The sequence below is a fragment of the Nonomuraea sp. ATR24 genome (assembly GCF_041950485.1).
Taxonomy (GTDB): Bacteria; Actinomycetota; Actinomycetes; order Streptosporangiales; family Streptosporangiaceae; genus Nonomuraea; species Nonomuraea ceibae.
The window spans coordinates 154,593-178,957 of record NZ_JBGNUU010000001.1 but is presented as its reverse complement, the minus strand read 5'-3'; the positions used below and the strand labels follow the sequence as shown (position 1 = coordinate 178,957).

24 protein-coding genes and 1 tRNA gene are annotated in these 24,365 nt (G+C 72.0%); 13 read left to right on the top strand and 12 right to left on the bottom strand.

From position 1 onward, the window contains the following. Nucleotides 1-7 precede the first annotated feature (7 nt). A complete protein-coding gene (locus ACBI99_RS00845; protein WP_219513712.1) occupies nt 8-592 on the bottom strand; it encodes a TetR/AcrR family transcriptional regulator in 585 nt (194 codons plus the stop codon). Nucleotides 593-657: 65 nt separating this feature from the next. Between ACBI99_RS00845 and ACBI99_RS00840 the strand changes: the two genes are divergently transcribed. Both ACBI99_RS00840 and ACBI99_RS00835 read left to right on the top strand, forming a co-directional pair. Next, nucleotides 658-1,575, top strand: a complete 918-nt coding sequence (locus ACBI99_RS00840; RefSeq protein WP_219513710.1) for a carbohydrate kinase family protein — start codon at nt 658-660, stop codon at nt 1,573-1,575. A 10-nt stretch (nt 1,576-1,585) separates the two neighbouring features. After that, nucleotides 1,586-2,815: an aminotransferase class III-fold pyridoxal phosphate-dependent enzyme gene (locus tag ACBI99_RS00835; RefSeq protein WP_375071434.1), complete on the top strand. Its 1,230-nt coding sequence runs from the start codon at nt 1,586-1,588 to the stop codon at nt 2,813-2,815. Here ACBI99_RS00835 and ACBI99_RS00830 read toward each other — a convergent pair. Then, nucleotides 2,792-4,024 carry an alkyl sulfatase dimerization domain-containing protein gene (locus tag ACBI99_RS00830; RefSeq protein WP_375071433.1) on the bottom strand — a complete coding sequence of 411 codons (1,233 nt, stop codon included), beginning with the start codon at nt 4,022-4,024 and terminating at the stop codon, nt 2,792-2,794. The genes ACBI99_RS00835 and ACBI99_RS00830 overlap by 24 nt on opposite strands. Nucleotides 4,025-4,183: 159 nt before the next feature. Between ACBI99_RS00830 and ngcE the strand changes: the two genes are divergently transcribed. From ngcE to ACBI99_RS00805, 5 genes are all read left to right on the top strand, one after another. Next, nucleotides 4,184-5,632 (top strand): N-acetylglucosamine/diacetylchitobiose ABC transporter substrate-binding protein, encoded by a 1,449-nt coding sequence (ngcE, locus tag ACBI99_RS00825; RefSeq protein ID WP_219513692.1) that lies wholly within the window; start codon nt 4,184-4,186, stop codon nt 5,630-5,632. A gap of 4 nt (nt 5,633-5,636) precedes the next feature. After that, nucleotides 5,637-6,551 carry a carbohydrate ABC transporter permease gene (locus ACBI99_RS00820; RefSeq protein ID WP_219513690.1) on the top strand — a complete coding sequence of 305 codons (915 nt, stop codon included), beginning with the start codon at nt 5,637-5,639 and terminating at the stop codon, nt 6,549-6,551. Next, nucleotides 6,551-7,411, top strand: a complete 861-nt coding sequence (locus tag ACBI99_RS00815) for a carbohydrate ABC transporter permease (protein WP_219513688.1) — start codon at nt 6,551-6,553, stop codon at nt 7,409-7,411. The genes ACBI99_RS00820 and ACBI99_RS00815 overlap by 1 nt, the downstream gene beginning before the upstream one ends. 9 nt (nt 7,412-7,420) lie before the next feature. Beyond that, on the top strand, nt 7,421-7,696 hold the full coding sequence (locus ACBI99_RS00810; RefSeq protein ID WP_219513680.1) for a 4a-hydroxytetrahydrobiopterin dehydratase: 276 nt from the start codon (nt 7,421-7,423) through the stop codon (nt 7,694-7,696). Nucleotides 7,697-7,769: 73 nt separating this feature from the next. Next, entirely contained in the window at nt 7,770-8,303 is a 534-nt protein-coding gene (locus ACBI99_RS00805) for a superoxide dismutase family protein (protein WP_219513678.1), read from the top strand. Here the strand turns inward: ACBI99_RS00805 and ACBI99_RS00800 are convergent. From ACBI99_RS00800 to ACBI99_RS00790, 3 genes are all read right to left on the bottom strand, one after another. After that, nucleotides 8,296-8,763 carry a hypothetical protein gene (locus ACBI99_RS00800; protein ID WP_375071432.1) on the bottom strand — a complete coding sequence of 156 codons (468 nt, stop codon included), beginning with the start codon at nt 8,761-8,763 and terminating at the stop codon, nt 8,296-8,298. The two genes, ACBI99_RS00805 and ACBI99_RS00800, sit on opposite strands and share 8 nt — an antisense overlap. A 66-nt stretch (nt 8,764-8,829) precedes the next feature. Further along, complete coding sequence (locus ACBI99_RS00795) at nt 8,830-9,795, bottom strand: pirin family protein (RefSeq protein ID WP_219513668.1); 966 nt, start codon at nt 9,793-9,795, stop codon at nt 8,830-8,832. A 55-nt stretch (nt 9,796-9,850) separates the two neighbouring features. Then, nucleotides 9,851-11,206, bottom strand: a complete 1,356-nt coding sequence (locus ACBI99_RS00790) for a serine hydrolase (RefSeq protein ID WP_219513666.1) — start codon at nt 11,204-11,206, stop codon at nt 9,851-9,853. Between the two features lie 157 nt (nt 11,207-11,363). Between ACBI99_RS00790 and ACBI99_RS00785 the strand changes: the two genes are divergently transcribed. Beyond that, complete coding sequence (locus ACBI99_RS00785; protein WP_375071431.1) at nt 11,364-13,076, top strand: sensor histidine kinase; 1,713 nt, start codon at nt 11,364-11,366, stop codon at nt 13,074-13,076. Then, nucleotides 13,069-13,737 carry a response regulator transcription factor gene (locus ACBI99_RS00780; RefSeq protein WP_246646449.1) on the top strand — a complete coding sequence of 223 codons (669 nt, stop codon included), beginning with the start codon at nt 13,069-13,071 and terminating at the stop codon, nt 13,735-13,737. Before ACBI99_RS00785 ends, ACBI99_RS00780 begins: the two co-directional genes overlap by 8 nt. Here ACBI99_RS00780 and ACBI99_RS00775 read toward each other — a convergent pair. Further along, nucleotides 13,734-14,582, bottom strand: a complete 849-nt coding sequence (locus tag ACBI99_RS00775; RefSeq protein WP_308126101.1) for a fused MFS/spermidine synthase — start codon at nt 14,580-14,582, stop codon at nt 13,734-13,736. The two genes, ACBI99_RS00780 and ACBI99_RS00775, sit on opposite strands and share 4 nt — an antisense overlap. 25 nt (nt 14,583-14,607) lie before the next feature. On the opposite strand from ACBI99_RS00775, the gene ACBI99_RS00770 reads away from it, so the two are divergent. The 4 genes from ACBI99_RS00770 to lat all read left to right on the top strand — a co-directional run bounded on the left by ACBI99_RS00770 (nt 14,608) and on the right by lat (nt 18,752). Beyond that, entirely contained in the window at nt 14,608-16,140 is a 1,533-nt protein-coding gene (locus tag ACBI99_RS00770; RefSeq protein WP_375071430.1) for a penicillin-binding transpeptidase domain-containing protein, read from the top strand. Nucleotides 16,141-16,160: 20 nt separating this feature from the next. Beyond that, nucleotides 16,161-16,805 (top strand): hemolysin III family protein, encoded by a 645-nt coding sequence (locus ACBI99_RS00765; protein ID WP_219513640.1) that lies wholly within the window; start codon nt 16,161-16,163, stop codon nt 16,803-16,805. A gap of 51 nt (nt 16,806-16,856) precedes the next feature. After that, nucleotides 16,857-17,399, top strand: coding sequence for an HdeD family acid-resistance protein (locus tag ACBI99_RS00760; protein WP_219513632.1), 543 nt, complete (start codon nt 16,857-16,859; stop codon nt 17,397-17,399). 66 nt (nt 17,400-17,465) lie between these two features. After that, on the top strand, nt 17,466-18,752 hold the full coding sequence (gene lat, locus ACBI99_RS00755; RefSeq protein WP_375071429.1) for an L-lysine 6-transaminase: 1,287 nt from the start codon (nt 17,466-17,468) through the stop codon (nt 18,750-18,752). Here lat and ACBI99_RS00750 read toward each other — a convergent pair. The 6 genes from ACBI99_RS00750 to ACBI99_RS00725 form a co-directional block, all read right to left on the bottom strand. Beyond that, a complete protein-coding gene (locus ACBI99_RS00750; protein ID WP_049556178.1) occupies nt 18,738-18,959 on the bottom strand; it encodes a LuxR C-terminal-related transcriptional regulator in 222 nt (73 codons plus the stop codon). The genes lat and ACBI99_RS00750 overlap by 15 nt on opposite strands. Nucleotides 18,960-19,117: 158 nt before the next feature. Beyond that, nucleotides 19,118-19,190 (bottom strand) — tRNA-His (locus ACBI99_RS00745). A gap of 66 nt (nt 19,191-19,256) precedes the next feature. Then, a complete protein-coding gene (orn, locus tag ACBI99_RS00740) occupies nt 19,257-19,850 on the bottom strand; it encodes an oligoribonuclease (protein ID WP_375071428.1) in 594 nt (197 codons plus the stop codon). A gap of 71 nt (nt 19,851-19,921) precedes the next feature. Beyond that, the gene (locus ACBI99_RS00735) at nt 19,922-21,046 is read right to left on the bottom strand and encodes a DUF2510 domain-containing protein (protein WP_375071427.1); all 1,125 of its coding nucleotides are present in this window, start codon (nt 21,044-21,046) and stop codon (nt 19,922-19,924) included. Nucleotides 21,047-21,107: 61 nt separating this feature from the next. Further along, nucleotides 21,108-22,649 carry a hypothetical protein gene (locus ACBI99_RS00730; protein ID WP_375071426.1) on the bottom strand — a complete coding sequence of 514 codons (1,542 nt, stop codon included), beginning with the start codon at nt 22,647-22,649 and terminating at the stop codon, nt 21,108-21,110. A 24-nt stretch (nt 22,650-22,673) separates the two neighbouring features. Beyond that, the gene (locus ACBI99_RS00725; RefSeq protein ID WP_375071425.1) at nt 22,674-24,356 is read right to left on the bottom strand and encodes a serine/threonine-protein kinase; all 1,683 of its coding nucleotides are present in this window, start codon (nt 24,354-24,356) and stop codon (nt 22,674-22,676) included. Between the last annotated feature and the right edge of the window lie 9 nt (nt 24,357-24,365).

The window sequence follows — 24,365 nt, the reverse complement described above, 5'->3', positions numbered from 1 at the left end:
CTTACGGCTAGAGCTGGTCGACGAACTGCAGGAGCAGCCGCTCCAGGTCCACCCGGCGCAGCCGCTCGGGGTAGAGCAGCAGGTGAAGGCTGAGCCCGTCGACCAGGGCGAGCAGCTGCTCGGTCACGTCGTCGAGGTTGGCCTCCGTGGTCAGCTCGCCCGCGAGCCTGGCCTGGGCGAGCAGGGCGCGCACGGCGGTGCGCAGCTCGGCGGCCTCGGCCCGCTGCACGTCGGCCAGGAGCTCGGAGGCCAGGCTGCGGCTCCAGAAGCTCACCTCCAGGCGCGTCTCCTGGGTGCGCTCGGCGTCCAGCGGCAGGTTGTCGAGCAGCAGCTCGCGCAGCGCGGCCAGCCCGGACACGCCCTCGACCTTGCGCGCCAGGCGCTCGCGGATGCGCTGGTGCGACTGGCGCAGCGCCGAGAGCAGGATCTCGTCCTTGTCGGTGAAGTAGTGCGCCAGGACGCCGTTGGAATAGCCGGCCTCCTTGGCGATCGCGCGGGTGGTGGCGGCGTCGATGCCGTCCCTGACGATCACCCGGCGGGCCGCCGACAGCACCTCGCGGCGGCGCTGCTCATGGTCGACGATCTTCGGCATGGGCCCCTCCTTCGTCCCGTCCCCAGCATATTGACTTTTTATTCGGACGTCTGTCTATTTAGTCCATGACCGTCGTCACGGTCGGCGTGCACATCGTCGACATCCTCGCCAGGCCCGTCGAGCGCATCCCCGACGGGCAGGACACCGTCCTGGTCGACCAGATCAGGCTGACCGCCGCGGGCGCCGCCGCCGGGACCGCCGTCGACCTGGTCAAGCTGGGCCACGAGGTCGTCTCGATGGGCGCCGTCGGCGACGACGAGCTCGGCGACTTCCTGATCGCGACCATGACCAGGCGCGGCGTGGACGTCACCCGGCTGGCGCGCCGGCCCGGCGAGCAGACGGCCGCCTCCATCCTGCCGATCAGGCCCGACGGCGGCCGGCCCAGCTTCCACGTGCCCGGCGCCAACCTCGGTCTCACGCCCGCCGACCTCGACACCGAGGCGCTGCGCGCCGCCCGCGCGATCCATCTCGGCGGCGTGGACGTGACGTTCGGCCTGGGCGACCCGGCGTTCTTCGCGCTGCTCGACGAGGTGCGCGCCGGCGGCACGATCGTCACGATGGACCCGCTGTCGGAGATGGCCGACCTGCTCGGCCCGGCGCGGGCCTTCCTGCCGCACGTCGACTACGTGCTGCCCAACGACGCCCAGGCGCTGCTCATGACCGGCGAGCGCGACGTGCGGGCCGCCGCCGCCGCGCTGCTGGCCGACGGGCCGCGCGGCGTCCTGGTGACGCTGGGGGCGGGCGGCAGCCTCGTCGTCACCGCCGAGGCCGACGAGCTCGTCCCGGCGCTCGACACGCCCGTGGCCGACACCACGGGCTGCGGCGACGCGTACTGCGCGGGCTTCATCACCGGCCTGCTGCACGGGCGGGACGTGCGCACGGCGGCCCGCTGGGGCACCGCGGCGGCGGGCCGCGTCGCCACCGGGCTCGGCTCCGACGCCGGCCTCAAGGACCTCGACTCGACCCTGGCCCTCCTCACCTGAAGGAAGCTCCATGACTGACGCCGAACTCCGGCAGCGGGCGCTGAAGGTCGTCCCCGGAGGCATGTACGGGCACCTCAACGCGGCCATCTTCGCCCCGGGCTACCCGCAGTTCTTCGAGCGCGGCGAGGGCTGCCGGCAGTGGGACGCGGACGGGCGCGAGTACATCGACTTCATGTGCAGCTGGGGCCCCGTCGTGCTGGGCCACCGGCACCCGCGCGTGGAGGAGGCCGCGGCGAGGCAGCTCGCCCGCGGCGACTGCCTCAACGGGCCGGGGCCGATCATGGTGGAGCTGGCGGAGCTGCTGGTCGACACCGTGCCGAGCGCCGACTGGGCGATGTTCTCCAAGAACGGCACCGACGCCACCACCCAGGCGCTCATGGTCGCCAGGGCCGCCACCGGGCGCGCCAAGGTGCTCATGGCGCACGGCGCCTACCACGGCGCCGACCCGTGGTGCACGCCCTCCACCGCGGGCACGACCCCGAACGAGCGGGCCGACCTCGTCGAGTTCGCCTACAACTCGCTGGAGTCGCTGGAGGCCGCCGCGGCCACCGTCGAGGGCGACGTGGCGGCGATCATCGTGACGCCGTTCAAGCACGACTCGTTCGAGGACCAGGAGCTGGTGGAGCCCGCGTTCGCGCGCGGCGCGCGGGCGCTGGCCGACCGGCTCGGGGCCGCGCTGGTGATCGACGACGTGCGGGCCGGGTTCCGGATCGACCTGCGCGGGTCATGGGAGCCGTACGGGGTCAGGCCCGACCTGACGGCCTGGTCGAAGGCGATGGCCAACGGCTACCCGATCGCCGCCGTGACCGGGACCGACGCGCTGCGCGGCGCGGCGCAGTCGCTGTACTCGACGGGGTCGTTCTGGTTCTCGGCAGTGGCGATGGCGGCGGCCAAGGCCACGATCGAGACGCTGCGCGACACCTCCGGCATCGCCCACATGGAACGGACCGGGACCCTGCTGCGCGAGGGCCTGTACGCGCAGGCCACGGCGCACGGGTTCACCGTGAGGCAGACCGGGCCGGTGACGATCCCGTGGCTGAGCTTCGACGGCGACGCCGACCTGTCCACGGCCCTGTACTGGAGCGACGCCTGCCTGCGCCACGGGGTCTACGTGCACCCGTGGCACAACTGGTTCATGTCGGCCGCCCACACCGACGAGGACGTGGCCCGCGCCCTGGAGGGCACCGACCTGGCCTTCGCCGAGACCCGCGCGCACCTAGAGGCGGCCGCGCGACTCTGAGGCGGCCCACTCGAACACGCCCCTGGCCATCAGCGACGCCTCCCGCGCGGCCCTGGCGGCGAAGACCTCGGCGCGCACCCGGTGCACGCCCGTGTCGTCCGGAGCGGCCTGCGCGGCCATCTCGGCCAGATGGCCCGCCAGGCGCTCGTCGCCGTCCGAGAGGGCCTTCAGAGCCGCGTCCGCGAGCACCTGGGGGCCGCCGGACAGCTCCGCCACCGCCTTGGCCAGGACGGCGTCCGGGGCGGGCTTGAGCCGGGCCGGGTTGCCGTCGTACCAGCCGCCGTAGAGCCGCCACAGGTTGCGCACCACGAACTCGGGCTCGTCGTAGCGGGCCCGCAGGTACGGCCGGTCGGCCAGGTGGGCGGGCGGCCGTACGGCCTGGACGATGTCGTCGAGCCGGACGCCCGCGTTGAGCAGGTCGAGCGTCTGGGCGACCAGCGACTCCAGCCACTCGGCGGTCTCCAGCAGCGCCTGCCGGACGCGGCCGCGGCCGAAGACCGGCGCGCCGTGGCCGGGCAGCATGATCTCGGCGTCCAGGGCGGCCATCCGGCGCAGCGCGTGCGCCCACTCGCGCGGGTAGCGCTGCGCCTTCTGCGGGTTGCCGCAGTTGGGCGTCACCCAGACGAACAGGTCGCCGGGCAGCAGCAGCCGGTGTTCGGGCACGTAGGCGACGGTGGCGTCGTCGGTCTCGCCCTTGGCGTGGAACAGCTCGAAGGTGAGCCCGCCGAGCCGCACGGTGAGGGCGTCACGGTAGGTGACGTCGGGATGGCGGTAGGCGGTGGGCCAGCGCAGGTTGGTTGCCTGGAACTGCCGCTGATTGATGACCGCATTGTAACCATTAGTGAGCAAATATCGTTGGAATCGGTCCAGCACCGCCTCGTGGGCGTACACCGTCGCCCTGGGGCCCGACTCCTCGAAAGGCCCGGTTCCGAAGACGTGGTCGATGTGCCCGTGGGAGTAGAACACCGCGGACAGCGGCGCCCGGCTCCACGCCCGGACGTCCTCGTGCAGCCTGCCCGCCGAGAACGGGCTGCCGGTGTCGAACAGCGCCAGCGAGCCCTCGGTCTCGAAGGCGGTCACGTTGCCGAAGCCGGACCACCACCCCAGGCCATCGCCTATATTGACGACACCCCGGCCACCCTGTCCCATGTCCACGATGCTGTCGTCGGCGTCGCCGCGCCAGACCCTGTCCGCGTACTCCTCGATCATGCGGACCACTCTGCTTCTAGAATCCGGTTCTAGGCAAGGGATCACGGCAAGGTCACGTCTCGATTGCACCCTCTTGACGCGTATCCAGGTGCGTTCGTACGTTCGGGCGCACGTTTAGGAAACTTTCCTAATTCGGTCCCTTCTCTTCAGGAGCCCCCCATGACCCACCCGGGAGAGATCACGCGGCGCCAGCTTCTGCGCCGGATCGGCCTCACCGCGTTCGTCGCAGGTCCCGGCGCGGGACTGCTGAGCGCTTGCGCGACGGCCGGCGGGGGCGGTACCCCGTCTTCTGCGGCCCCCGCCACGACGCTGGCGGCCTCGGCCGACCCGAAGAACCCCTTCGGCGTCGACCCGAACAAGCCGCTCGAGGTAACGATCTTCAGCGGCGGCTACACCGACGCCTACGCCAAGGAGATCCACGAGCCGCTGTACAAGAAGGCGTTCCCCGGTGCCACGATCAAGCACAACGCCACCCAGCAGATCGGCATCCAGCTCCGCCCGCGCTTCGTCAGCGGCGACGCGCCGGACGTGATCAACAACTCCGGCCCCGAGTCGATGGACCTCGTGGCGCTCGCCGGCCAGGGCCACCTGGCCGACCTCACGGTGCTGTTCGACGCGCCCTCCTACGACGACCCGAGCAAGAAGGTCCGCGACACGGTCACCCCGGCCGTGATCACCAACGCCAAGATCGACGGCAAGGACCTGGTGCTCAACTACACCGTGTCCCACCGGGCCCTGTGGTACAACGCCCGGCTCTTCGAGCAGAAGGGCTGGACCGTGCCGAAGACCTGGGCCGAGTTCACCGCCCTGGGCGAGCAGGCGAAGAAGGAGGGCATCGTCCTGTTCGCCTACCCCGGACAGGTCGGCCCGTACTACCAGACGTGGAACATGCTCTACACGGCCGCCAAGATCGGCGGCAACCAGGTCATCATCGACATTGACAACCTCGTCGACAACGCCTGGCTCGCCGACCCGGTCAAGAAGGCCGTCGCCGCCTGGGTCGACATCCAGGCGAAGTACGGCGACAAGGCGTACTTCGGCCTCGACCACACGCAGACGCAGGTCAAGCAGCTCCAGAACAAGGTGCTGTTCTACCCGACCGGCTCGTGGATCGAGAACGAGATGGTCAAGGACATCCCGGACGACTTCGAGTACGCCATCGCCCCCATCCCCGACGTGACCCCCAGCGACGTCATGCCGTACGGCGCCATCCAGGTCGGCGTGGGCGAGAACTTCGTCGTCGGCGCCAAGGGCAAGAACCCCCAGGGCGGCCTCGAGTACCTGCGCATCATGCTGTCGAAGGAAGGCGCCAAGGGCTTCACCCAGAAGACCCAGAACCTCACCGTCGTCAACGGCGCCGCCGAGGGCGTCGACCTGCCCGCCGCGCTCCGGAGCGCCGCCAAGGCCCAGGACGCCGCCGGTCAGAACATCATCACCGACGCCCGGTTCGAAGGCTGGTACAAGGAGCTCTTCGACTACGCCACCGAGCAGATGAACGTGGTCATGGCCGGGCGCAGCACCCCCGAGGAGTTCTGCGTCAACGTGCAGAAGAAGGCCGACGAGATCAAGAAGGATTCGAAGGTCTCCAAGCAGACGCGGAGCGAATAGTTCGATGGAGCGGCTGCGCAAGTACGGATTCATCGCCGGGTTCCTGATCGTCCCCGTCGTCCTCTACTCGGTCTTCGTGATCAGCCCGTACATCCAGGCATTCCAGATCTCGCTGACCGACTGGGACGGGTACGCGGCGAGCCCGGCCTACGTGGGACTGGAGAACTTCGCCAAGCTCTTTGACGACGACGCGTTCTGGCAGGCGTTGCGCAACCACGGGATCCTGCTGCTGGTGCTGCCGCTCGCGACCATCGTCATCGCGCTGTTCTTCTCCTTCCTCATCAACCTGGGCGGAGGGTCGCACGGCGCGGGGATGCGCGGCATCTGGGGGTCGAAGTTCTACCGCGTCGTGTTCTTCTTCCCCCAGGTGCTGGCCGTGGCCGTGGTCGGCGTGCTCTTCAGGGCCATCTACCGGCCCGACGAGTACGGCGTCGTCAACGGGGTGCTGATCAAGCTGGGCTTCGACCCGGTGGGCTGGCTCGTCGAGCCGAGCATCGCCCTGTGGGCGGTCATCGCGGTGATGGTCTGGCAGGCCGTCGGCTTCTACGTGGTGCTGTTCTCGGCGGGCATGGCGGCCATCCCGAAGGACTACTTCGAGGCGGCCGCCCTCGACGGGGCCGGCCGGTTCCGGCTGTTCTTCTCCATCACGCTGCCCCTGCTGCGCGACACCGTCCAGGTCGGCTGGGTCTACCTGGGCATCGCCGCGTTCGACGGCTTCGCCCTGATCCAGGTGCTCACCGGTGACAAGGGCGAGCCCGACGGCACCACGCACGTGCTGCCCGTGCAGATCTGGAAGACCGCCTTCAACTACAGCGAGTACGGATACGCCTCCGCGATGGGCGTGGCGCTGTTCTTCCTCACGGTCACGTTCGCGGTGCTGACGCTGCGCACCACCCGGCGCGAAAGGATCGAGTTCTGATGGCCACGCGTCGTCGCCGCCTGTCGAGGCCCCGGCCGAGCCTGCTCAGCGGACTGTCCCACGTCGCGCTGGTCATCTGGGCGCTGCTGATCATCCTGCCGCTGCTGTGGACGTTCCTGGCCTCGTTCAAGAACAACGCCGAGATCTTCGGCGACGCACTGCAACTCCCGCAGGCGCTGCGGTGGGAGGCGTGGGGGCGGGCCTGGGACAAGGCCCACGTCGGGCGCTACCTGCTCAACACGGTGATCGTGGTCTTCTTCAGCACGCTGGGCACGATGGTGTTCGGGTCGATGGCCGCCTACGTGCTGGCGCGCTACCGGTTCCCCGGCAACCGGCTGATCTACTACTTCTTCGTGGCGGGCATGGCGTTCCCGGTGTTCCTGGCGCTCGGGCCGCTGTTCTTCGTGGTGCAGCAGGTCGGCCTGCTCTACACGCACACGGGCCTGGTGCTGGTCTACATCGCCTACTCGCTGCCGTTCACGGTCTTCTTCCTGGCCGCCTTCTTCCGCGGGCTGCCGGAGTCGGTGGCCGAGGCGGCCAGGATCGACGGGGCCTCCCATACGCGGACGTTCTTCCAGATCATGGTGCCGATGGCCAAGCCCGGCCTGATCAGCATCACCATCTTCAACGTGCTCGGCCAGTGGAACCAGTATCTGCTGCCGCTCGTGCTCGTCGCCCGCGACGAGGAGGACTGGGTCATCACCCAGGGCATCGCCAGCATCTCCACGCTGGCGGGCGCCGACGCCGACTGGCCGAGCCTGTTCGCCGCGCTCAGCATGACGATCCTGCCGGTGCTCGTCGTGTACGTCATCTTCCAGCGCCAGATCCAGTCGGGGCTCGGCGCGGGGGCGCTGAAGTAACGTGGCCTCATGGACGTCGAGCAGAAGCTGCGCGAGCTGCCCCGGTGGCGGCGCGAGGGTGACGAGATCAGGCGCACGGTCAGCGCGCCCGACTTCCCCACGGCCATCCGGATCGTCGACGAGATCGCGGTCCGGGCCGAGGAGCTCAACCACCATCCCGACATCGACATCCGCTGGCGCGACCTGCACCTCGCGCTGACCACGCATGATCAGGGCGGCCTCACCGAGCTCGACTTCACCCTGGCCGCCCTGATTGACGACATCGCCGCGAAACACGGTGCGTAGCCGAGCGGCTACTGGTTAGAGTGGTGCCCTCGCCGAGCCCGGACCGTACGGGCTCCCGGACCGGGGGATCTCCATGCGCGTGCCCGCACTCCTGCTCGTCCTGCTCGCGGCCGGTTGCGCGGGCTCCCCGCCGCAGCTCGCGCACGCCCCCGACCCCGGCGACGTGCGCCTGACCGGCGGCGGCGAGCTCACCGACGGCGACACCGCCGCCATCGCCTACGACCGCAAGCTCGTCCCGGCCGGCGCGCAGGCCAGCGTCACCGCCGAGTCCACCGGCGGGCAGACGCTCACCTCCCTCGTCGTCGAGGGGCTGCTGCCGACCCGCCCCTACGGCGCCCACCTGCACACCAAGCCCTGCGGCAAGACCGGCGAGGACGCCGGCCCCCACTACCAGCACGAGCCCGGCCAGGCCAGCGTGCGCAACGAGGTGTGGCTCGACTTCACCACCGACAGCTCGGGGGCAGGCCGCGCCACGGCGCGCAACGCCTGGTCGCTCGACTCCGGCAGGCTGCCCGGCTCCCTGGTGATCCACGCCCGTCACACCACGTCCTCGGGCCCCGACGCGGGCGCGGCGGGCGACCGGCTGGCCTGCGTGACGCTCAAGTGAGCGCGTGACGGCGCCTGATCACGACCGTGACCACGGCGATGAGCGCCACGCCCAGCGGGAGCGCGCCCAGCACCAGCGCCTGACGCCACACGCCGCGCGCCCCGGTCGGCAGCACCCGGTCACCGGCCGGCGTCAGCGCGGCGGGGAAGACCTCGCCCGCCCCGGCGTCCGGCACGGTGGCGACGACGATCGGTGCCTTCGACCGGTCGTCGAACACGAAGGACGCCCGGCAGTCGTAGCGCCCCTGGCCCAGGGCCTGGCACGACAGGACCGTCGCGGTGCCGGGCGTCCCGGCGTGGCCGAGCGCCACCTTCAGCTCCGGCAGAGAGACCAGGACGACGGTGGCCGCCAGCCAGATCAGCAGGGCTCCCGGGATCAGCAGCCCCAGCAGCCGCCCGGCGACCGCCGGGGTGGTGGTGGGTTCCGTGGTGAGTTCCGTGGTGAGTTCCGTACGTGACACGCCGCCCACCCTGCCGCCGGGCGCTTGGAATTCACCTGCATACCGCTGACCTCGTCGCGGCCCCGGTCAGGAGTGGCCGGCGGGGATGGTGCCGAGCCGGCCCGCCTGGAAGTCCTCGAAGGCCTGGACGAGCTCGGCGCGGGTGTTCATGACGAACGGGCCGTAGTGGGCGACCGGCTCGCCGATCGGCGCGCCGCCCAGCACGATCACCTCCAGCGTGTCCTTGGCGGTCAGCGTGATGCTCTCGCCGTCGGTGGTGAGCCCGGGCCGGTTGCCGAAGCCGTTGAACACCGCGAGCTGGCCGCCGTGCAGGGGCCGCCGGTCGGCGCCCGCCGTGCCGCGCCCCGACAGGGCGTAGGCCAGCGCGTTGAAGTCCTTGCGCCACGGCAGCGTGAGCCGGCCGCCGGGGCTGATCGTGGCGTGCAGCAGCGTGATCGGCGTCTGCGTGCTGCCGGGGCCGGAGTGACCGGCCAGGTCGCCGGCGATCAGGCGCACCAGCGCGCTGCCGTCGTGGCTGCTGAGCAGCACCACGGACGAGCGCCCGATGTCCTGATATTTCGGCGCGGTCATCTTCTTGGCGCCGGGCAGGTTGACCCACAGCTGGATGCCGTGGAACAGCCCGCCCTGCTGCACCAGCCACTCCGGCGGCGCCTCCTTGTGCAGGATGCCGGCCCCGGCGGTCATCCACTGGGTGTCGCCGTTGGTGATCGAGCCGCCGCCTCCGTTGGAGTCGAGGTGGTCCATCACCCCGTCGATCATGTACGTGACCGTCTCGAAGCCCCGGTGCGGATGCCAGGGGGTGCCCTTGGGCTCACCGGCCGCGTAGTCGACCTCGCCCATCTGGTCCATCATCACGAACGGGTCCAGGTAGGCGGGCTTGATCGCGGCCAGCGCCCGGCGCACCGGGAAGCCCTCGCCCTCGAAGCCGCTGGGCGCCGTCTCGACGGCCAGCACCTTGCGCTGCGGCGTCCCGGCCACCGGCTCGGGCAGGCGGGGGAGGGTGAGGAGGTTGTCGACGGTCACGGCGGGCATCTCGGGCTCCTTACGGCCGGGGATCGTGCTCCGGTCAACCCAGTTTAGTTTTCAACTATTCCACCATGAGCCTGAACGCGCCCCGCGCCAGCGCCAGGAGCTCCTGGCCCGTCCGGTCGTCGTCGAACGGCGCGCCCGGGTTCACCGCCATGAGCGTCACGACGTACGTCCTGCCGTCCCTGGTGGTGGCGCTGAAGCTCATGTCGAGCAGCCCAGGCTCCGAGCCGCCCTTGTACCAGGCCGCCCGCCACCGGTCCGCCGGCAGCCCGAGCCCGGCGTCGTTCGCCGACATGATCTCGCCGATCCGGCCGTCGTCCAGCTTCGCCAGCCCCGCGTGGGCGCGGCAGACGTCCATCGGCGAGGCGAACCACTCGATCGTGTCCAGCTCGCGCGGCCGCTGCCACCCGGCGATCTCCCGCAGCGGCACCTTCGCCACCACGTCCGCCAGGAACGCGCGCCTGCCCCGGGTGTCCTCGGCCAGATAGCGCTCGGCCAGCTCCGGATAGCGGGCGCCCTTGAGCGCGAACAGCTCCCTGGTGGTCAGCAGCGGCTCGTTGCGCCGCTCGTGCCCCTTCGTCCAGGCGCGCATCGTCCGCTCGACCGCCCGCCGGCCCGCCCGGTGCACGAGCAGGTCCGTGGCCGTGTTGTCGCTGATCGAGATCATCAGCTTGGCGGCCTCCAGGACCGTCACCTTGCTGCCGTCGGGCAGGTCCTGCAACCGGCCGGTCGGCAGGCTCTTCAGCTCCGGCGTGATCGTCAGCTTCGTGTCCCAGCGGTAGGCGCCCTTCTTGATCTGCGCGGCCACCGTGCCGAGCACGAACAGCTTGACCATCGACCCCAGCGGCCGGCGCACGCCCGTCGCGACGCCCCGCACCGGACGGCAGGACCGGCCGGTGACCTCGGCCGCGACGAACCCGGTGCGCGGCGCGACCGCGCGCAGCCGCCGCTCCAGCTCGCCCCAGCTCGCCGGCGTGGGCCGCGGCTCGGGCGGCTCGGCCAGCAGCAGCCCGCTGATCAGCCCGGCGCCGTTCACGCCGAGCGTCAGCAGGTAGCGCCTGCCGCCCAGGTCCACGGCGGCCACGAGCGCGCCCGCGTGCTGGACGTGCACCGAGCGCACCTGGATGCCCTTGTAGGCGGCCAGCGCCTCGTTGATCCGCTCGGCGGGGACCGCGGCGAGGAACTCGGGGGCGAAGCGCGCCTCCAGCTCGGCCTGCCCGATCGGCGTCCGCGTGGCGGCGTCCAGCACCCAGCGCAGCGCGTCGCCCAGCGGCGTGTCCGGGATCTCGGCGCCCGCGACCCGGGCGATGCCGGCGTAAGAGACGGGCACGGCTTGGGCGGGGACGGTCAGGGCGGGGACGGCCAGGGCGACGGCGCAGGCGACGGCAGCCAGGCTTCGTGCCGGGTGGTTCATGAGGAAGATCCCTTCCGCTCGACGGATCTCCAGCAAAACGCGGACCGGCCCGCCCGGCCCACCGTGCGGGCCACCGTCCCGGCGGTGCGGACGGCCGTACGAAGTGTGCGGTCAACCGGATGGACGCCGTCCGGAAGGCTTGTGACGATGGTCGGATATGCGTACCAACCTGGCGGCGGTCCTGGCGGCCGCGACCGCGGCCGTGACGCTGGTGGCGGCCACCGTCGCGACGGGCGGGCCCCTCGCCTCGCAGGCGGCGTTCGTCGCCGTCGGCCTGATCCTCCCGGCGCTCGGCCTGCTGCTCGCCCTCCGGCGGCCCGACGTGCCCTACGGCAGGCTGCTGCTGGCCGCCGCCGTCTGCTTCGGCGTCGGCCTGTCCGGGGTCGCCCTGGCGGACGTCGCGCCGGGGCTCGCCCGGGCGGCCCTCGCCGCGATGGCCGTCTTCTACGGGCTGAGCTGGGTGTACGTGCCGCTGCTGTTCCCGGAGGGCCGGCTGCCGTCGCGGCGCTGGCGGCCCGTCGCCTGGCTCGCCGGGGTCGCGATCACCCTGCACGCCGCCGGCAACCTGACGGTGTCGTTCCTGCCCGGCCGGCCCATCGACGTGCACGGCCCCGTCCAGTGGGCCGGCGTCTTCGCCTCCGCGGCCGGGCAGTTCACGGTCTGGGTCCTCGGTCACGTGGTCTTCGCCGGGCTCGTGCTCCGCTGGTGGCGCAGCCGCCCGCCCGAGCGGGCCCAGTACGGCTGGATGGCCGCCGGCGCCGCCGCCAACCAGATCGGGATCGTGCTCGGCTACCTGTTCCTGAGCGGCGGCCAGGCCCCGGCGGTCGGCCTGGTCGGCATGCTGGCCGTGCTCGGCGCGCTGCCCGGCGCGATCGTCGTCGCGGTCGCCCGCCACCACCTGCTCGACATCCGCATCGGCCTGCGCGGCTCGCGCCTGCTCCTGGTGTTCGACGTACGGCCGACCGTGGGGGAGGTGCTGTCCGGCCTCGCCCCCGACCTGGAGGACAGCCGGGAACCCGTGGAGCAGCTCGGCCGGCTCGCCGAGGCCGTACGGACCGGCCTGGAGACGCGCTGGGCGGCCGTCACGCTGGCCGACGGCAGGCGGGTGGTGTCCGGGGCCGAGGACGGCCCCGCGGCCCTCACCCTGCCCGTACGGGGCGGCCAGGGGCGGCTCGAATGCGGCCCCCGCGTCTCCGGCCGCCTGACCCGCGAGGACCGGCGCTTCCTGGAAGCGCTCGCCGTGCCCGCCGGGCTCGCCATCCAGAGCGCCGGGCTGGCCACCCGCCTGGTCAACGCCCAGGAGGCCGAGCGGCGGCGCATCGAGCGCAACATCCACGACGGCGTCCAGCAGCAGCTCGTCGCCCTCATCGCCGGGATCGAGCTGGCCCGCGCCACCGGAGGCGGCGCCGCGACCCTCGCCGGCCTGCGCGAACAGGCCCGCCAGACCCTCGCCGACCTGCGCGAGCTGGCCGCCGGCATCCACCCGTCGGCGCTGAGCCAGGGCGGCCTCGTCGAGGCCGTCGAGGAGCGCTGCGCCCGGCTGCCCGTGCCCGTCCACGTCCACGCCGGGCGCGACCTGCGGGCCGAGCGCTTCCCCGACGAGGTCGAGGGCGCGATGTACTTCACCGTGAGCGAGGCCGTGGCCAACGCGCTCAAGCACGCCGCGGCGGCCAGGATAGAAGTGCGGCTGTCCAGGGACGACGGACGGCTCGGCGTGACCGTGGGCGACGACGGCGCCGGCTTCGAGGCCCGGCCCGGCGTGCTCGGCACGCTGACCGACCGGCTCACCGCGCTGGGCGGCGGGCTGCGGGTCGACAGCGAGCGGGGAAAGGGGACACGGGTGCACGCCTGGGTGCCGGTCGATGGGTGAGCCGATCAGGGCCGTCCTGGCCGACGACCACTACCTGGTGCGCGAGGGCACCCGGCGGCTGCTGGAGACCTCCGCCGAGGTCACCGTCGCCGCCGCCGTCGGCGACGCCGACCAGCTCCTCGACGCCGTCCGCAGGCTCCGGCCCGACGTGGTGGTCACCGACATCCGGATGCCCGGAGGGCGGTGGCGGCAGGGCTTCGAGGGCATCGACGCCGCCCACCGCGTGCGCGCCGCCCACCCGGGCGTCGGCATCGTCGTGCTGTCGCAGTACTCCGACGCGCTGTTCGCCCTGGAGCTGTTCAAGCACGGCACCGAGGGGCTGGCCTACCTGCTGAAGGACCGCGTCGGCGACCTCGACGAGCTGCTGGGCGCGATCAGGGCGGTCGCCTCCGGCGGCTCCGTCATCGACCCGAAGGTGGTCGAGGGCCTGATGGCCAGGCACGACGTGCGCGGCGAGCCGGAGTCGCTCACCCCGCGCGAGCGCGACGTGCTGCGCGAGATGGCCCACGGCAGGTCCAACGGCGCCATCGCCAGGGCGCTGCACCTGTCGGTGTCGTCGGTGGAGAAGAACGTCAACGCCATCTTCACCAAGCTCGGCCTGGAGAACAGCGGCGACGTCCACCGCAGGGTCGCCGCCGTCCTGGCCTACCTGCGCCCCTAGCCGAACACCGCGGGAGGCGGCACCGGTGCGAGCACCGCGTCGCCGTCCCTGATGGGCGCGGCCCCGGCGATGAAGTTGACCAGCGCCTCGCCGTGCACGCACCGCGCCTGCGTGAGGCCGCCCGCCGCGCGGCGGGTGAGCAGCTCGACCGGCAGCTCCGTCCGTGAGGCGGCGACGATGAGGTTGCCGAACCGGCGTCCCCGCATCACCCCCGGCTCGGCCAGCAGCGCCACGTGCCGGAACGCCCCCGTCACCGTGGCCAGCAGCCGCCTGGCGAACGCCAGGCCCTTGCCGTCGGCCAGGTTGACCAGCAGCGTGCCCGAAGGGCGCAGCACCCGGGCGATGTCGCCCAGGTATTCCTCGGTGGCCAGCTCCACGGGCATCGTCGCGCCGCTGAAGGCGTCCAGGACCAGCAGGTCGGCCGTGGCGTCCCACACCTTCGCGGTGCCCTCGCGCCCACCGGCCACGATGACCTTCAGCCGGGGCACCGAGCGCAGCGCGAGCTGCTCGCGCACCAGGTCGACGAGCAGCCCGTCGGGCTCGATGACGATGTGCCGCGACCCCGGCCGGGTCGCCGTGACGTAACGGGGGATCGTGCACGCCCCGCCGCCCACGTGGACGCAGCTCAGCTCCCCTTCAGGAAGCAAATCGATGACGTCCGCCATGAGGCGTACGTACTCGAATTCCAGGAATGTGGGGTCTTGTAGGTCGACATACGACTGCGGTACGCCATCCTTGGACAGCATCCAGCCGTCCTGCCTGTCCAGATCCCGGAGCAGTTCGACCTCGCCGAACGTCACCGAATACTGGCCGGGGGCCGGTTCCCGCTGCTGTCCACGTGCCACGCTGATCCCTCCCTGGGAGAACCGTATGCGACGCAGAAGGCTGATTGTGCTCCTCGGGGCGGTTCTCGCGGTGATGGCCGCGGTGGCCTTCGCCGTCGCCGCCGCCGGCGGGGTCAGAGGCAGCGCCGCCGCCACCGCGAAGGCATATTTCGACGCCTGGCGGGCGGGTGACGTCGGGACGATGAGCCGGCTGGTCGACCGGCCGCCGGGCGACTTCCGGGAGCGGCACCGGGCGATGGACGCCGAGCTCGGCGTCACCGGCCTGGAGTTACGCCCCGCGCCGGTGAAGAGCACCGGCGAGGAGAGCGCGGAGGCGCCGTTCAGCGGGGTGCGGACGCTGGACGAGCTGGGCGAGTGGCCGTTCGACGGGGTGCTGCGGCTGGCCGTGCGCGACGGGGAGTGGAAGGTGCTGTGGGCCCCGGAGACGCTGCACCCGGTGCTCAAGGGCGGCGCCACGGTGGAGCTGACCGACTTCGAGGGGCCGGCGGTCGAGCTGGTCACCCGGGAGGGCGATCCGATCCCGCGCGACAGTCACGTGGAGTCGTACCTGGCCAGGCTGCGGCCCGAGTTCGGGGACGTGAACCTGGGGCTGGCGCTGGTGGCCAAGGAGCCGGGCGGGGCCGAGCGGCGGCTGCTGACCGCCGAGCCGAAGCCGAACGTCGTGCGCCTCACGCTGTCGCGCCCCGTCCAGGCCGCCGCCGCGCGGGCGCTGGACGGCGTGGAGAACTCCTCGATCGTCGTGCTGCGTCCCGGCACCGGGGAGGTGCTGGCGGTGGCCGACCGGCTCAAGGACAACTACAGCGCCTTCCACGACATGTTCCCGCCCGGCTCCACGTTCAAGACGATCGTGGCCGCCGCGCTGCTGAAGTCCGGGCTCCAGCCGGGCTCCCCGGTGCCGTGCCCGGCCAGGTACGCGATCCCGGGCCACCGCGGCTTCGACAACGACGGGGAGAGGGACCGGGGCGTGGTCTCCTTCGCCGACGCGCTCGCGTACTCCTGCAACACCACGTTCGTCCAGCAGGGCACGACCCGGCTCGACGCCGAGGAGCTGCGTGAGACGGCGCTGGAGTGGGGGTTCGGGCGCAGCATGCCGACGGGCGCGCAGGGCGCGTGCGGCTCGATCGAGGACCCGCAGACGCCGGACGACGCCGGCGCGAACATCATCGGCCAGGGCAAGGTGCTGGCCACGCCGCTGTGCATGGCGGCGATCGCCGCCGCCGTGCAGGACGGCACGCTGCGCTCGCCCCGGCTGCTCGGCGAGAAGGAGGTGCGCCGGATCGACGGCCCGCCGCATCCGCCGTCGCCGATGGACTCGACGGTCGTGGCGGGGCTGCGGCAGATGATGCGGGCCGTCGTGGACCACGGCACGGCCAGTGGCGCGGGGCTGCCGCCGGGGGTGGCGGGCAAGACGGGGACGGCCGAGGTGCAGGGTCAGCGGCCGCACGCCTGGTTCATGGGATTCACCGACGACCTGGCGTTCTGCGTCTTCGTCAGGCACGGCGGATCGGGCGGCTCGGCGGCGGTGCCGATCGCGGTCCGCTTTCTCAACGGTCTCTAACCTACGGTACCGTAGGTTTCATGACGACGATCACCGTAAAGCCCCGGTTGCGCGGTTGGTTGCACGCGGGGGCGCTGCCCGTGACCCTGCTGGGCGGGTTCGCGCTCGTGGCGCTCGGCCCCACGCTCCAGGCCCGTCTCGCCGCCGCCGTCTACGCGATCACCTCGGGGCTGCTCTTCGGCATCTCGGCCACCTACCACCGCAGCACGCTCGGCCCCCGGCTGGCGGAGGTGCTGCGGCGCTGCGACCACGCGAACATCTACCTGATCATCGCGGGCACCTACACGCCGTTCGCGCTGCTGGCGCTCGACGGGGCCGCCCGGGTGGCGGTGCTCGGCGTGATCTGGGGCGGGGCGCTGGCCGGGGTGCTGTTCAGGGTGCTGTGGATGGGCGCGCCGCGCTGGCTCTACACCGTGCTCTACCTGGCGCTCGGCTGGACCGCGATCTTCGTGATGCCGCAGCTCCTGGAGGGCGCGGGGGTGGTCGCCGTGGTGCTCGTCGCCGTCGGCGGCGTCTTCTACAGCGCCGGCGCCGTCGTGTACGGGCTGCGCCGGCCCGACCCGTCGCCGCGCTGGTTCGGCTACCACGAGGTTTTCCACGCCTTCACGCTGGCCGCCTACCTGGTGCAGTACATTGCGGTGTCGATCGTGGTCTATTCACAGTGATTTGACCGCATGCGGGGCTATCCGGGAGTCGATCCTGGACAGCAGAGCGGAATGGAACGACTCGCAAGCACCTGGTGGCTGGTGCTCATCCGCGGCATCGCGGCGATCCTCTTCGGCATCCTCGCGCTGATCTGGCCGGGCATCACGCTGCTCGTGCTGGTGGTCTTCTTCGGCGCGTACGCGATCGTCGACGGGATCTTCTCGATCTTCTCCGGGTTCCGGCACGGGGCGCGGTCGCGGGCGTGGCCGATCTTCATCGGCGTCGTCAGCGTCCTGGCCGGCATCGTGGCCCTGGTGTGGCCCGGCATCACCTCGCTGGCACTGCTGTACGTGGTCGCGTTCTGGGCGATCTTCCACGGGATCGCCGAGATCGTGGACGGGATCCAGCTCCGCAAGGTGATCGACAACGAGTGGATGCTCATCGTGGGCGGCATCCTGTCGGTGATCTTCGGCGTCCTGCTGCTGATCTGGCCGGGGGCGGGCCTGCTCACGCTGGCCTGGCTGATCGGGATCTTCGCCATCCTGTACGGCATCGCGATGGTGGCTCTGGCGTTCCGGGTGAAGAACCTCGCGCCGAAGGCCCATCATCCGTAAATCTTACGTATATATCGGGATGAAGGCGGGAAATGTACAGCATGTCCGGCTCATTGTGGAGGAGACATGGACGTACACGCCCGCCTCGCCCGCCACCTGCTCGTCGACGGTTACCGGCTCGTCCTCGACCTGGAGCTCAGCCAGGGCTCCTGGCTGGTCGACGCCCGCGACGGCCGCCGCTACCTGGACTTCTACACGTTCTTCGCATCCGCGCCCCTGGGCGTGAACCCGCCCTTCGACCCGGACTTCACCCGCCTGCTCGGCCAGGTCGCCCGGAACAAACCCGCCAACCCCGACATGTACACCGAACACCTGGCGGACTTCGTCGACACCTTCACCCGCGTGTTCGGCGACCCGGCCCTTCCCCACCTGTTCTTCGTCGAGGGCGGCGCGCTGGCCGTCGAGAACGCGCTGAAGACGGCCTTCGACTACAAGAGCCGCCGCAACGAGGCCGCCGGCCGCTCACCCGCGCTCGGCACCCGCGTCCTGCACCTCACCCAGGCCTTCCACGGCCGCAGCGGCTACACGCTGAGCCTGACCAACACCGACCCGGTCAAGACCGAGCGCTTCCCCGTCTTCGACTGGCCCCGCGTGGACGTGCCCGCCATCCACTTCGGCGACGTCGAGGCGGCCGAGGAACGCGCGCTCGCCCAGGCCCGCGCCGCCTTCGAACGCCACCCGCACGACATCGCCTGCTTCATCGCCGAGCCCATCCAGGGCGAGGGCGGCGACAACCACATGCGCGCCGAGTTCCTCCAGGCGATGCAGCGGCTCTGCCATGCGCACGACGCGCTGTTCGTGCTGGACGAGGTGCAGACCGGCGGCGGCACCACCGGCACCCCGTGGGCCTACCAGCAGCTCGGCCTGGAGCCCGACATCGTGGCTTTCGCCAAGAAGGTCCAGGTGGGCGGCATCATGGCGGGCCGCCGGGTGGACCAGATCGAGGACAACGTGTTCAGGCGCAGCGGGCGGATCAACTCCACCTGGGGCGGCGGGCTGGTCGACATGGTGCGCAGCCGCGGCCTGATGGAGATCATCGAACGCGACCGGCTGATCCCGCGTGCCGCCACCCTCGGCTCGGTCATCCTCGAACGCCTCACCAAGCTGGAGGCCGAGCACCCGGAGACCGTCGCGAACGTGCGCGGCCGGGGCCTGATGGCCGCCTTCGACCTGCCCGACACGGCGGCGCGCGACGCGATGGTCACCGCGCTGCGCGAGGACGCGGGCGTGCTGGTGCTGCCGTGCGGCACCCGCTCGGTGCGGCTGCGCCCGGCGCTGAACATCCCCGAGCAGGACCTGGAGCACGGGCTCGACGCCCTGGCCACCACCCTGGAGGGGTCACTCACGCGATAACCACAGGCCGATCGCGGTGACGCGCGAGTCCACGCCCAGCTTGGCGTAGATGCGGTTGACGTGGTTCTTGACCGTCTTCTCGCTGAGGAAAAGCCGTTGCGCGATCTGGCCGTTGGACTCGCCCTTCGCGATCAGGTCCATGACCTCGGCCTCGCGCTTGCTCAATGACGTGAACACGCTCTCGAACGCTGCGTCGTCGACTCTCATCCGGCCTCCGGGGCGCGTAGACAGTCAGGTCGCCGAGGGCCCCCGAGCTTCCGGCGTTGGCGGTAGACAGCGAGCATAACTCGCAATGTCGTGATTTGGGGACGATGCCGGAAGAAAACGGCAACGGCCGGTCCTATCGGACCGGCCGTTCGCGTCAGGGTGAGTGAAGGGACTTGAACCCTCGACATCCAGGACCACAACCTGGCGCTCTGCCAACTGAGCTACACCCACCATCGTGCCGCCGTGAGAACGGCACAGCAAAAGTGTAGCGGTGTTCGGGAGTCTTCACGCCACCCATTAACCGCTGACACGCTCGGCGAGCGTCCGGGCCGTCGCCGAATCGGGCCCGGGCTGCCCCACGAACACGGCCGCACGGTAGTAGCGCAGCTCGCGGATGCTCTCGGTGATGTCGGCCAGAGCCCGGTGACCGCCCTGCTTCTCGGGCGCGGCGAAATAGACCCGCGGATACCACCGGCGGACCAGCTCCTTGATCGACGACACGTCGATCATCCGATAGTGCAGGTAGGCGTCCACCGCCGGCATGTCACGCGACAGGAACGTGCGGTCCGTGCCGATCGAGTTGCCGCACAGCGGCGCCTTCTTCGGCTCGGTGATGTGCCGCCGCAGGTAGTCGAGCACCATGGACTCCGCCTCGGCCAGCGTCACCCCGCCGGCCAGCTCCGGCAGCAGCCCGGACGCGGTGTGCATCTCCCTGACCACCTGCGACATCTGCTCCAGCGACTCCGGCGGCGGCTTGATGACCACGTCGACGCCCTCGTCCAGCTGGTTGAGCTCGCTGTCGGTGACGATGCACGCCACCTCCACGAGCGCGTCGCGCCCGAGATCGAGCCCGGTCATCTCGCAGTCGATCCAGACCAGCAAGTCACTCATTCGTTCTCCTCGCCGCAGCGGCCCGGAGTGACCCGCCCCGCTTGCCTACCCCACCAGCCTAGTGCCACCGGTCAGGCGGGCTTGATAGAGCTGAGCACGTCACCGACCACGTCGGTGCCCAGGTTGTCCGGGACCGAGATGTAGACCAGCGCCGGGCGCTCGCCCTCGCCCCGGTCCATCAGCACGACCGCGCCGCTCTCCTTCTTCCACTTGAAGTTCTTCTGCTCCGACACCTTGGTGAAGTCGTACTCGAACTGCACCACCCAGGCGTCCCGGTCACCGATCTTCATGGCCTTGTCGGCGACGATCTTGCTCTCGTGGGGGAGGTCGTAGTAGCGGGCGAAGTCCGCCATCACCAGCTTGGCCGTGGTGCCCAGGCTCGCCGCCCCGGCGTACGGGAAGCGCTCGATCAGCTCACCCGCGTAGATGTTGCCCACCCAGTCGCTCTCGCCGTCGAACTTCTCGTGCGCGACCTTGCCCACGCCGCTCGTCCACGACTGGATGGCCGGGTTGGTGCCGTTGATCGAGCTCGCCTCCGGCACCGTCCACCCATCCGGCACCTCGTACGAGAGGCCCGCGATGGGGTCGGTCACCGTGCCGTCCTGCGGCTGCGGGAGCTGGGCCGGGGTCGTCGGCCGATCCGTGGGCTGGTCGGTCGGCGGGTCGGAGGGCCGCTCGCTCGGCGGGTCCTCCGTCTCCGGCAGCGACTGCGTCGGCGAGTCGGTCGGCGCCGCCACCGGCGAGGAGCTGTTGGCCAGGTAGATGCCCGCCACCGCGATCAGCGCCACCACCACCAGCGCCGCCAGGCCGCCGAGCACCCACGGCAGCGGGTTGCTCTGCTTGGGCGGCGGCCCGTAACCGGGACCGGGCAGCGGCGCGCCGCCCCACTGACCGGGCTGCTGCGGCTGCTGCGGCTGCTGCGGGGGCTGCGGGGGCTGCTGGGCCTGCTGGGGCGGTTGCTGCTGCTGCGGCGGGGCCTGCGCGAACTGCGGCTGCTGGCCGTAGGCGAGCGTGGGATTCGCCGGGGCCGACGACCAGTCGGGCTGGCTCTGAGGCTGCTGCGGGCGGCTCTGGGGCTGCTGCGATCCCTGCTCCAGGGGGTGGGTGGCGTCCGTCCACTGGTTGCCGTCCCACCACCGCAACTGAGGGGATCCGTACGGGTCGGGGTACCAGCCCGCGGGGGTCTGCTGGGTCATGCCCGTCAGAGTAGTAAGAACGGCTTTGAGATGCATTGTTGCGCCGTTCGGCACTTGGGCTTCAGCACTTGTACGTGAAAGTCGCCTTGCCGCTGCGCGCCGGGCCCGGCGACAGCACCCGCAGCGTCGACGTCGCCTTCACCGTGCTCTCACCCTGCAACTCCCAGCGCAGCGTCAGGTCGTATGACGTCCTGTCCGCCCGGGTGCGCAGGGTGCCGCGCTCGACCTTCTTCTCCAGGTTCTGGCGCCACTCGTACCGGATCTCGCCCACGCCGCCGTTCGTGGTGATCGTGCCCGTGACGGTCACCACGGTGTCGCAGCCCTGAGTCTTCTTCGGCACGCGCACCGCCACCTCCGACACGGCCAGCTCCGGGCCGCCGCCGTTCAGCCGCAGCCAGGCGAACGCCGCGCCCGCCAGCACCACCGCCAGCACCACCGCCGACAGCGCCGTCCGCCGCCGCCGCCTGCCCCGCCGGCCCGCGCCGCGCCGCCCGCCCGGCCCGTCACGGCCCTCACGCCAGATCCGCTCGGCCGCCGTCTCCGCCGGCGCCCCGACCCCCGGCCCGAACCGCACCTCCCCGTCCCCCTGCCGCCCCGGCCGCGTGGCCACCTCCGCCCCCGGCCGCGTCCCCGCGACGCCGTCCGGGCCTGCGGGAGTACGGGCCTCGGGGACGTGCAGAAGCGTGACGATGTCGCCCTCGTCCCGATCCTCCGGCCCCTGGGCGGCCGGCTGCCGGTACGCCGAGGGCTGGGCGAACACCGAACGGCCGCGCGCCGCCCGGGCCAGGCCGTCCCGGCTGACCGTTCCCGGGGGCAGCTCGGCCAGCAGCAGGTCCCGGGCCGCCGCCAGCCCTCTGGTGACCGCCGTGCCCGCCGCCCGTTCGAACAGCGCCGCCACTTGGGGCGCCTCCCTGGTGCTCGAGGCCGCCAGCCCGCGTGCCAGCGACGCCCACCCGGCGGCGTCCCGCTCCGGAGCGGACACCTGGCCCCGGATGGCGTCGGCCAGGCCGCGCTCCGACAGCAGCGCCTCCCCCTCGGCCGTGATCACCACGGTCCCCGGATGCACGGAGCCGTGAGTCACCCCGGCGGCGTGCAGCCCGAGCAGCGTTCGCGCCGTCTCCACCAGCACCGACGCCGCCCCACCGGCTTCCACACCCCCCAACAACGACACACCCCCATCCCCGTACGGGTGCCCGCCCTGGGGAGGCGAGCCCACGAAGGGGCGCCCGCTCTGGGCGGGAGCGTCGCCGTACGGGTGGTTGCCCCGGCCGGGGGCGTCGCCGGACGGGGGGATGGTGAGGAGGGTGGAGAGGGTGGGGGTGACCGCCTGGGCGGTCAGGAGCCACACCTGGTCGCCGGCCGCCACGACGTCCGCCACCGGGATGAGCCCCGTAAGGCCGCCGAGGACGAGGCGGCGGTCGGTGAGGACGGCGGACACGACGCGCTCCCGCACCCCGGGCAGTTCGATGACGCGCGCGTCGAACAGCAGCGCCCCCGCCCGCCGCCCGTCGGGTGAGATCGCGTCGATCCAGTTGCCCAGCTCGGTGATCCACGTGTGCTCGGTCAGCCGGAACCCGGCAATACCGTTTCTCGGACTGCTCATCGCCGTCGCCCCCCGCCGCGTCTTCTAGCGCTTCCTGCGGTGCCGTCCCGCCATGCGGCGTTTCACCGCAAGTGTGACGGGAAGCGCGCCTGTCGTCACGAGCCCGGCCGCGAGCAGTGCCGCGGGGGCCGCCGCTGCCGTGGAGGGCTCGGGGCCGGGGAGTCCGGGCGTGGTCTCGCCGTCGCCCGTGGGCTCTTCGTCCGGGGTGGGGCTCTGGGACGTCGGGGTTCGGGTGGGCGTGGGGCGGGGCGGCCGGGTGGTCGCCTGGGTGGCGGTGGGGGTGGGGGTCGGCTTGGGGAGCGGCCCGGCGGTGCCGTTGTGAGCGTGGGCCCTGCCGGTGAGCTGCGGGTCGGCGGTCTTCGTGGGCTTGGGGGAGCGGGTCTTGGTGGCCGTGGGGGCGGCGGTGGCCGGCTTGGCCGTCCTGGTGGGGGCGGCGGTCGTGGGGGCCGGGTCCGGCGGTGGCGCTGCAGTGGCGGTCGTGGGGGCGGTCGTGGGGGCGACGGGCGGGCCGGTGTCCGGGAGCTCGGTGGCGGGCGGCTCCGAGGCCGGCGGTTCGGAGGCGGGCGGTTCGGAGAACGGCGGTTCGGAGAACGGCGGCTCCGGGGTGGCGGGCTCGGCCGGGGCCGAGGGCGACGGGGTGACCTCGGTGCTCTGGGCGGTCAGGGTGCGGTCGCCGTCGAGGGCGTTGGTGAGGACGAGCGCGGCGGTGATCACCGCCCCGGTGCAGACCGCGCCGATGGCGATCTTGCCGGTGAGCTTGGTCATCACCTTGCCCGGCCTGCCGAACCGGGTCCGGGCGAGCGTGGTGTGCACCTCCACGGGCGCGTCGGGCGCGGACGGGAACAGCAGGAGCAGCAGCCCCGCCAGCGCCGACAGCCGCCGCCTGCCGCGTTCCTCCCAGTCGTCGCCGTACGCGCCCGCCGCGACGGCCTCCAGCTCGGCCAGGAACGCCTCGGCGGAGGCGGGACGCGCCTCCGCCCGCTTGGCCAGGCCGCGCTCGACCAGTTCGCGCAGCGCGGCCGGGACCTCCTCGACGGGCGGGGCGGCGGCCTGGTGCTGGTGGGCGAGGGCGGCGACGTTCGAGGCGCGGAACGGCCTTGCGCCGGTGAGGCATTCGAAGAACACCACCGTGGCGGCGTACACGTCGGTGGCGGGCGAGGCGGGCAGCCCGGACCACTGCTCGGGCGCCATGTACGGCGGGGTGCCGGCGGCGCTCGCGCCCTCGCCGGCCATGACCGCGATGCCGAAGTCGACGAGCTTGGTGTCGCCGCCGCCCTGGACGATGACGTTCTCGGGCTTGTAGTCGCGGTGCACGACGCCGATGGCGTGCGCGGCGGCCAGGCCCTGGAGCGAGCCCTTGAGCACGGTCAGCGCGGCCTCCGGCCCGGTCGGGCCCTCCGACCTGAGCAGCTGCCGCAGCGACACGCCGTCGACGAGCTCCATGACGATGGCCGCGCCCCGCCCGGTCTCGACGTAGTCGATCAGGCGGGCGTTGTGCGGGCTGCGCAGCGTGCCGAGCAGCCTGGCCTCGTGACGGAAGCGGGCGACGAAGCTCACGTCGGACCGCAGCTCGTCGGAGAGGTACTTGATGGCGACCTCGGCGTCGTCGCGGTCGCGTCTTGCCAGGACCACGCGGCCGGCGGCGCCGCTGCCGAGTTCGCGAACCTCGGTGTAGCCGGGGACCCCCCACTGCCCATCACCGTACATAACGGTTCT

Excerpts from the sequence above, each read along its gene's own strand:
- ACBI99_RS00845 (WP_219513712.1), bottom strand. The coding sequence starts at position 592 with ATGCCGAAGATCGTCGACCATGAGCAGCGCCGCCGCGAGGTGCTGTCG.
- ACBI99_RS00840 (WP_219513710.1), top strand. The coding sequence starts at position 658 with ATGACCGTCGTCACGGTCGGCGTGCACATCGTCGACATCCTCGCCAGG.
- ACBI99_RS00835 (WP_375071434.1), top strand. The coding sequence starts at position 1,586 with ATGACTGACGCCGAACTCCGGCAGCGGGCGCTGAAGGTCGTCCCCGGA.
- ACBI99_RS00830 (WP_375071433.1), bottom strand. The coding sequence starts at position 4,024 with ATGATCGAGGAGTACGCGGACAGGGTCTGGCGCGGCGACGCCGACGAC.
- ngcE (WP_219513692.1), top strand. The coding sequence starts at position 4,184 with ATGACCCACCCGGGAGAGATCACGCGGCGCCAGCTTCTGCGCCGGATC.
- ACBI99_RS00820 (WP_219513690.1), top strand. The coding sequence starts at position 5,637 with ATGGAGCGGCTGCGCAAGTACGGATTCATCGCCGGGTTCCTGATCGTC.
- ACBI99_RS00815 (WP_219513688.1), top strand. The coding sequence starts at position 6,551 with ATGGCCACGCGTCGTCGCCGCCTGTCGAGGCCCCGGCCGAGCCTGCTC.
- ACBI99_RS00810 (WP_219513680.1), top strand. The coding sequence starts at position 7,421 with ATGGACGTCGAGCAGAAGCTGCGCGAGCTGCCCCGGTGGCGGCGCGAG.
- ACBI99_RS00805 (WP_219513678.1), top strand. The coding sequence starts at position 7,770 with ATGCGCGTGCCCGCACTCCTGCTCGTCCTGCTCGCGGCCGGTTGCGCG.
- ACBI99_RS00795 (WP_219513668.1), bottom strand. The coding sequence starts at position 9,795 with ATGCCCGCCGTGACCGTCGACAACCTCCTCACCCTCCCCCGCCTGCCC.
- ACBI99_RS00790 (WP_219513666.1), bottom strand. The coding sequence starts at position 11,206 with ATGAACCACCCGGCACGAAGCCTGGCTGCCGTCGCCTGCGCCGTCGCC.
- ACBI99_RS00785 (WP_375071431.1), top strand. The coding sequence starts at position 11,364 with ATGCGTACCAACCTGGCGGCGGTCCTGGCGGCCGCGACCGCGGCCGTG.
- ACBI99_RS00780 (WP_246646449.1), top strand. The coding sequence starts at position 13,069 with ATGGGTGAGCCGATCAGGGCCGTCCTGGCCGACGACCACTACCTGGTG.
- ACBI99_RS00770 (WP_375071430.1), top strand. The coding sequence starts at position 14,608 with ATGCGACGCAGAAGGCTGATTGTGCTCCTCGGGGCGGTTCTCGCGGTG.
- ACBI99_RS00765 (WP_219513640.1), top strand. The coding sequence starts at position 16,161 with ATGACGACGATCACCGTAAAGCCCCGGTTGCGCGGTTGGTTGCACGCG.
- ACBI99_RS00760 (WP_219513632.1), top strand. The coding sequence starts at position 16,857 with ATGGAACGACTCGCAAGCACCTGGTGGCTGGTGCTCATCCGCGGCATC.
- lat (WP_375071429.1), top strand. The coding sequence starts at position 17,466 with ATGGACGTACACGCCCGCCTCGCCCGCCACCTGCTCGTCGACGGTTAC.
- ACBI99_RS00750 (WP_049556178.1), bottom strand. The coding sequence starts at position 18,959 with ATGAGAGTCGACGACGCAGCGTTCGAGAGCGTGTTCACGTCATTGAGC.
- orn (WP_375071428.1), bottom strand. The coding sequence starts at position 19,850 with ATGAGTGACTTGCTGGTCTGGATCGACTGCGAGATGACCGGGCTCGAT.
- ACBI99_RS00735 (WP_375071427.1), bottom strand. The coding sequence starts at position 21,046 with ATGACCCAGCAGACCCCCGCGGGCTGGTACCCCGACCCGTACGGATCC.
- ACBI99_RS00730 (WP_375071426.1), bottom strand. The coding sequence starts at position 22,649 with ATGAGCAGTCCGAGAAACGGTATTGCCGGGTTCCGGCTGACCGAGCAC.
- ACBI99_RS00725 (WP_375071425.1), bottom strand. The coding sequence starts at position 24,356 with ATGTACGGTGATGGGCAGTGGGGGGTCCCCGGCTACACCGAGGTTCGC.